This is a genomic window from Mesorhizobium tamadayense (assembly GCF_003863365.1).
GTDB lineage: Bacteria > Pseudomonadota > Alphaproteobacteria > Rhizobiales > Rhizobiaceae > Mesorhizobium > Mesorhizobium tamadayense.
The window spans coordinates 25,166-31,165 of the sequence record NZ_RQXT01000066.1 but is presented as its reverse complement, the minus strand read 5'-3'; the positions used below and the strand labels follow the sequence as shown (position 1 = coordinate 31,165).

2 protein-coding genes and 3 pseudogenes are annotated in these 6,000 nt (G+C 60.6%); 2 read left to right on the top strand and 3 right to left on the bottom strand.

Features of this window, described 5'->3' with window-relative positions; all coding sequences use genetic code 11:
• Positions 1 to 146 precede the first annotated feature (146 nt).
• The 3 genes and pseudogenes from EH240_RS32670 to EH240_RS32660 all read right to left on the bottom strand — a co-directional run.
• Positions 147 to 1,105: pseudogene (locus EH240_RS32670) on the bottom strand (type IV secretory system conjugative DNA transfer family protein); the annotation flags it as partial.
• A 267-nt stretch (positions 1,106 to 1,372) separates the two neighbouring features.
• The gene (locus EH240_RS32665; RefSeq protein ID WP_125006270.1) at positions 1,373 to 1,759 is read right to left on the bottom strand and encodes a YybH family protein; all 387 of its coding nucleotides are present in this window, start codon (positions 1,757 to 1,759) and stop codon (positions 1,373 to 1,375) included.
• A gap of 29 nt (positions 1,760 to 1,788) precedes the next feature.
• Positions 1,789 to 5,193: an adenylate/guanylate cyclase domain-containing protein gene (locus EH240_RS32660; protein ID WP_167484270.1), complete on the bottom strand. Its 3,405-nt coding sequence runs from the start codon at positions 5,191 to 5,193 to the stop codon at positions 1,789 to 1,791.
• A 219-nt stretch (positions 5,194 to 5,412) separates the two neighbouring features.
• On the opposite strand from EH240_RS32660, the pseudogene EH240_RS32655 reads away from it, so the two are divergent.
• Together EH240_RS32655 and EH240_RS32650 are read left to right on the top strand one after the other, a co-directional pair.
• Positions 5,413 to 5,644 (top strand): annotated as a pseudogene (locus EH240_RS32655) (tyrosine-type recombinase/integrase); the annotation flags it as partial.
• A 3-nt stretch (positions 5,645 to 5,647) separates the two neighbouring features.
• A pseudogene (locus tag EH240_RS32650) lies at positions 5,648 to 5,866 on the top strand (transposase zinc-binding domain-containing protein); the annotation flags it as partial.
• Positions 5,867 to 6,000: the final 134 nt, after the last annotated feature.

The following is a 6,000-nucleotide window of genomic DNA, read 5'->3' as shown; positions in this document are numbered from 1 at the left end:
TCGCAGAAGGCCGCCGCCCAAAGTCATAGCCACCGCGGCCTTGGCCGTATGGATACGACGTTCATCGCTCCGAAGCCGCTTCACGCACAAAGCGCGCAGGACAAGAGCGGCATCGGCGTAAGTGATCCGTTTCTCGCCGCCGGAAATCAGTATGTTGCGGCCTCCAGGCCGAGTTCGACGGGATCGGGGACCGTCGCCGCGAAAATAACTCCGCCGTTTCGTGGGCGATGCTTGGCCGAGCTTTTCGACTTTCTGAGAAACCGTCTCCTTGAGGCGTTCGGCGCTAGGTTTCAGGCTTTCTTCGGCTCTTAATTCGCGCGTCGATAGCCGCTACGTCCGGTGTCGCCTCCGCTTCGTTTCCAGATCCGCCACTCGACGCCGCTTTAGCGCGTTTCGGTTTCGGCAGGCTAACTTTGCGATTCACGGTGCGAACTGCGGACTCCTTTGTTGCCGGCGCCGGTTTCACGGTCGCAGCGACAGTCGGCATCACCGCAGCGCCGTCGAATGGTGATGACATTCCCTTTTCGAAATCAGCCATTCCGGTAGTCGGGGCACCGACATCTTCGGCGGGCTGGCCTGCCCGGTTGTAATCGTCGGTCAAAGCCGAAACCGGCTGTACCGGGAGATATTCGATCGGTGGCACATCCGGCATGTGAGTCTGCGAAAAGGCTTCAGCGGACTTGAATGGCTGTGTCTCGAAAAATCGCAGCTTGCCGCCGAAGATCGGGCGCTGGCCTTCAACAAGCAGTATCATCTTTCTCTCCGGCATCTGCCGGATTTCCTGAGGCATCATCAGGTCACGCTCGCGAATCTGTTCGACCTTCGTCCGCCTTGGCAGGCCGAAGAGCTCGATCGTGCGGGATTCCGACTGGTAGCGGATGGTCCGCTTGCCGAGCGCACGGGATGCATAGTCGGCGGTCGCCTGATCATTCGCGCCTAGAATAAGCTGATAACCACAATTGCCGAGCAGCAGGCCATGCCGGGAGGTGTCGCCGTAAATCTCGTCGAGATTCTTCAAGTCCTGGATGATGATGGCGAGCTTAATGTTATATCCTGCCACATAGGGCAGCTTGGTCATGATTTCGTCCATCTTCTTCAACTGCCGCAACATGGATCATCTGCGCGAGCACAAGAAGGAGAGCTTGAGGGCATTGGCCGCCTGAAACGCGGCCGCAATGTCCGCCGCTCCGCCAACACGGGGGCTGCGCGGCGGACAGCCAACGTCATCGCTGATTGCCACGCCATTTTGCAGAACTTGACGCACACAACTTCTTGGAAGCGGACGTTCACCGATACGGGAACAAAAACCCGCTGCGGCCGCTCGGCCGCAAAACCGCAAAGGTCCGGATGCCTGATGAGCGGCGGCGCAGCCTCAGTTCCAAGTGTGGAGGCAGGCCTTCCAAGATCCATCGCCTTGGCGTCGGAAGATTGTGACGATAGTTCCCTCATAGCGCTGCGATTTGCCGCCTTCGCCTGAAGCGTTGGCCGACCATTTCCCTGTCGCATAGGCAATGTCGCCCACAGCCTGCGCATCGATCATCTCGATGCGATGATCCTTAACTCCAGACGAGATCAATCCATTCCAGAAGTCTTTGATTGCGGTCGTTCCCCTGACGACTGCGTGAGTCGATGGCAACACGACCGCGTCCGGCGCATAAAGTGTAGCTACTGCGTCAGCATTGCCGCTGTTGAAGGCTAAGTTCCAGCGATCATTTGCCCGCTGAAGTTCGTCGCGGATATTCTCAGTCGATTGTGTCATGGCGTCCTCCTTGTTTATCGCCTTCTCAATCAATTCGCGGCCCGAAGCCCCTCATTCGTTGTTGCGAGCGTCTGTGCAGCTTGCAGGTCAGGCAACGTCAGGCCCTCAGTAAACCCGGAATAAATCAGTGCGAGCTGCTCGCGCGCGCCAGGCGCGGGAAAGTCGGCTCGGACGAGGCTCAGCGCAGCACGCAATTCCCAGAAACGTGCGCCCTGAGCCCGGGCCGTCGCCAGTGCGTCCAAGAGGCGATCCCTCGAACATCCGGCTTTGTCCTCTCCAAGTTGCAGCAGTACCTCCCCTTGTAGACGCAGTATCTCGGCCGCAAACCAACGCTCTTTGGTGCGCTCAATCCCTGCTTGCGCTGCTTCGAGCAGAAGGAGTGCGGCACCGTGATCGCCGGCTCTGATCTCGATTTGCGCCTGAAGGGCGATGAAATAGGGAACCATGAATTCTGCGCCGGTCGCGCGCCACTCAGTAAGACCTCGTTGGAGTTCGAGACGACCACGACCGACATCACCCGCCTCGGCGATTGTCCAGGCGTTCAAAATTGTGGCACCAGCCAGCCAGAAGCGGAATCCGGCTTCGCTGGCGATGCGGGTCAATTCTACGCACCGCTCCTGGACGCTTTCGTGATCGCCAAGGATCTGGCGGATAACCCCGCCAAAGAACAGTGGCAAGGCGAGGCTGTTGCGATGACCCACACGATGCGCTTCAGCAACTGCTTCTTCATTGGCTACCAAAGCCTGATCGGGAAAACCAAGTGGCAGCAATGTGCGGGCTAGATAATCCAGGCACACGACGCGGGGATCGAAGGCGTAAACAAACGCCGGGGATCTGTGCTCTCGAGGGTCGTACAGGGCAAGCGCCTTCTCCAGATGCACCCGGGCGCGGGAGAACTCGCCGGCAGGCAAAGCGCTGACGCCGGCGGCGCGATGAGCAAAGAAAGAGAGCCCGCTATCGTCGTTGGTTTCCGCCAATTCAAGCAGGCGGTCCGCCGCGCTACGTGCTTGCGCCAATTCGGCAGCATAGAGGTGGTAAAGGCATAGGCCGTAAAGCACCGGAAAGAGCTGACGCGTCTCGCCCAACTCCTCACAAAGGTCTCGCGCACGACTATAGGCGTCTGCTGTTGGAGGCGCGGCGAAACCATGCGCGGCAACATGGGCGCTGCCGAGCGCCAACTGGATTGAAAGTTCCCGGCGCGAACGCTCTTCGGACGGGGGCATCGCCGCAAGCCCGCCCAGGGCGTTGTCGAATCGGGCGAGCGCCTCCGTTAGGACCGAGCGTGAAAGCGCTCGGCGACCGGCGAGTTCATTGTACTCGACAGCCTTTTCCAAAAGGCCCGCCTGACCAAAGTGGTAAGCAAGCAGTTCGGGCTCTGTGGCTACGATCTCGGGAAAGCGCTCCTCAAGAATTAAGGCGATCCGAGTATGCAGCTGCTGACGGCGGCTGTGCAGCAGGCTGCTGTACGCCGCATCCTGCACAAGCGCGTGCTTGAAGGCATAGCTTGCTTGACGGTCACTGCCACGGCGGAAAACAAGCCCCGACGTGACTAGCTGGCTCGTTGCGCGTTCAAGTTCTAATTCAGGAAGCCCAGTGGCTGCGGCAAGCAGCTCGTGCGTGAACTCGCGTCCGATCACCGCCCCGACCTGCGCCGCGTCCCTGATCGAATCGAGCCGATCGAGGCGAGCCATCAGGGAGTCGTGCAGCGTGGCGGGAACCGCAAGCGGAGGTAGTGGGCCAGCCAGAACAAATTCTCCATCGCGCACTTGAAGCAGGCCGGATTCGAGGACAACCTTGGTCAGTTCTTCCACAAACAGCGGAACGCCCTCGGTCTTGGACAGCACCTGGTCAAGTACCGTGGCCGGCAGCTGTTTGCCCCCTGTCATCGCCGCAATAATAGAGGCCGCCTGCGCGCGGCTGAGCCGATTGAGCGTCAAAAATGTCGCGTGCGAGAGACCACTCCAACGGACTGCGCCTTCCGGTCGCGAAGTTGCAATCAGCAGTACAGGCAATTGCTGAATCCGACCTGCAATTTGGTCGAATAGCTCGGCCGATGTTGGATCTAGAAAATGCGCGTCCTCAAGCAGCATCAGCACTGGTTGGCTGCGGGCAAGAGCCTCTAGTTGCTCGATCAGCACCTCGAATGTGCGCGTCTTCTGTTTTTGCGCCATAAGGTCGACCTTGGGATAGCGCCCCTCAGTCGGGATGGACAGCAATGCCGCGATCAGCGGTATCGCTTCGTTTGGGTACTTGGTCGAACCGGCGAGGAGTTGCTCAAGCAAGTCAAGCTGACGCCCGGGCGGGTCGGTCCGCCTTATGTTCCCGGCTCGGAGTAACTGATCCGTGACAGGATAGAAGGCGGTTTCTACGTGATAGGGCGAGCAGTAGTACCGCAGTCGCGTATGTGCCTCGTCCTTCAAGTGCTCCCGCAGCTCTTGCAGAATACGGGACTTGCCGATGCCAGCCTCGCCGAACAGCTCGACTACCTGTCCTTCTCCGGACGCCGCGAGCCGCCACCGGTCGAGCAGCAAGGCGATGTCATGTTCGCGCCCGGTAAGCGGCGCGGACTCGTCCGCATGAAGTGCTTCGAACCGACTCTCGACGCGGCCTTCTCCAATCACTTTGAATGCGCTGACGGGCGTGTCGAACCCCGCTAGCTTCTGCGGCTGAATCCTGGTCACCTCGAACAGGTTTCCGATGAGTCGATACGTAAGCTCAGAGATGACTACCGTTCCGGGCTCGGCCACGGCCTGAAGCCGCGCGGCAAGGTTGGGAGTCTCTCCCACGACCGCGTTCTCCTGCGCTGACCCGACGCCAATCAGGTCACCAACGACCACCACCCCGGTCGCGATTCCGACACGAACTGAGAGTTGCTGACCGCCCTTGACGGACAGACCGTTGACGGCGCTCACCACCGCAAGCGCCGCCCGGACGGCGCGTTCGGCTTCGTCTTCGTGTGCCTGCGGCCAACCGAAATAGGCCAACGCACCGTCGCCCATGAGCTTCGCGACGTGCCCTTCGAAGCGAAGGACTTCGCCAGCCGTGGTATTCTGGAACTGCCTTAGCACGTCGCGCATCTCTTCGGGGTCAAGCCGCGTCGCAAGCGCGGTAGAACCGACGAGATCCACAAACATGACCGTCAGTTGCCGCCGTTCCGCCTCCCGGGTGCGTCCAGGTTCGTCCAACCGCTCAACCGAAGCCGAAATCCGGATTGGTGACGCCGAAGCCGGCTTCGCAGACACTACCTCCGGCTGGCCTTCCATCGCGGCAATCGCCTCAAGGATTCGCTTGCGGTGGCCAAGCGGGCCAACCCCAATTTCTTTCAGGTCTTCGGCGGTGAGGCGGGGCAGGATTTCGGCATCAATTGCGTTGTCGTCGAAAACCGAAGCATATTGCTCCAGGCCCAAGCTCTTGAGCCAAACGGCAATATTCATTTGGCCCCTCCCGGCCATCGATCCCTCCTTCGGCGGGGAATGAGTTTACCATAACGGCATTGCGATAACACGCTCCGTCGTGCATCCACGACGCTGCGGCGACGTGCTGGAGCCCTCTTGGGAGGGCGGAGGAGGACCGAAAGATCCGGAGGGGAAATAGGTATCGTTTGGAATGCCTGTGGAGGTCTGCAACACCGGGCTCGGCCATGGCCTGCCGCAGCGGCACAGGCTGCGGACATCGCCAAGCGGGTCGGGCCGCATACGCTGCGTCACAGCTCGCCACTCACCTTCTCGAAGACGGCACCGACATCCGGGTGATCCAGTTGGGCACGCCAAGCTCGACAACACCGACTTCTACACCAAGGTCGCGACCCGCACGGTGCGCACCGTCACGAGCCCGCTCGACAAGCTTGGCCTCATCAAACCGGAAGAGATCTCACCCGACGGCTGAGCCGTGCGCGCCTCGATCGAGGTTGCCGACATCTTCCGCATTGCCGGGCCCGCCTACCGGGCCGCCCATGCAGGGCATCTGACACTGCAGCAGCTCAAGGTCATGTCGGCGATCGAGCAATGTCGCACCGCGGCCCTCGGCGGGCATGTCGAAGCCTGCGAGGACTGCGGCGAGTGGCGCATCGCCTACAATTCCTGCCGCAGCCGGCATTTTTCCAAATGCTACCGCGAACTCTACGCCCACGCGCCGCAGCAGGAACGACTGGACAGAAAGTACCCCACCCCGGCATAAGCGTCGCCGGTTTTGCCATTTTCACGTCCGGTTCGGCCAGGCAGTTTGCGAGTCTGAACGCCGCG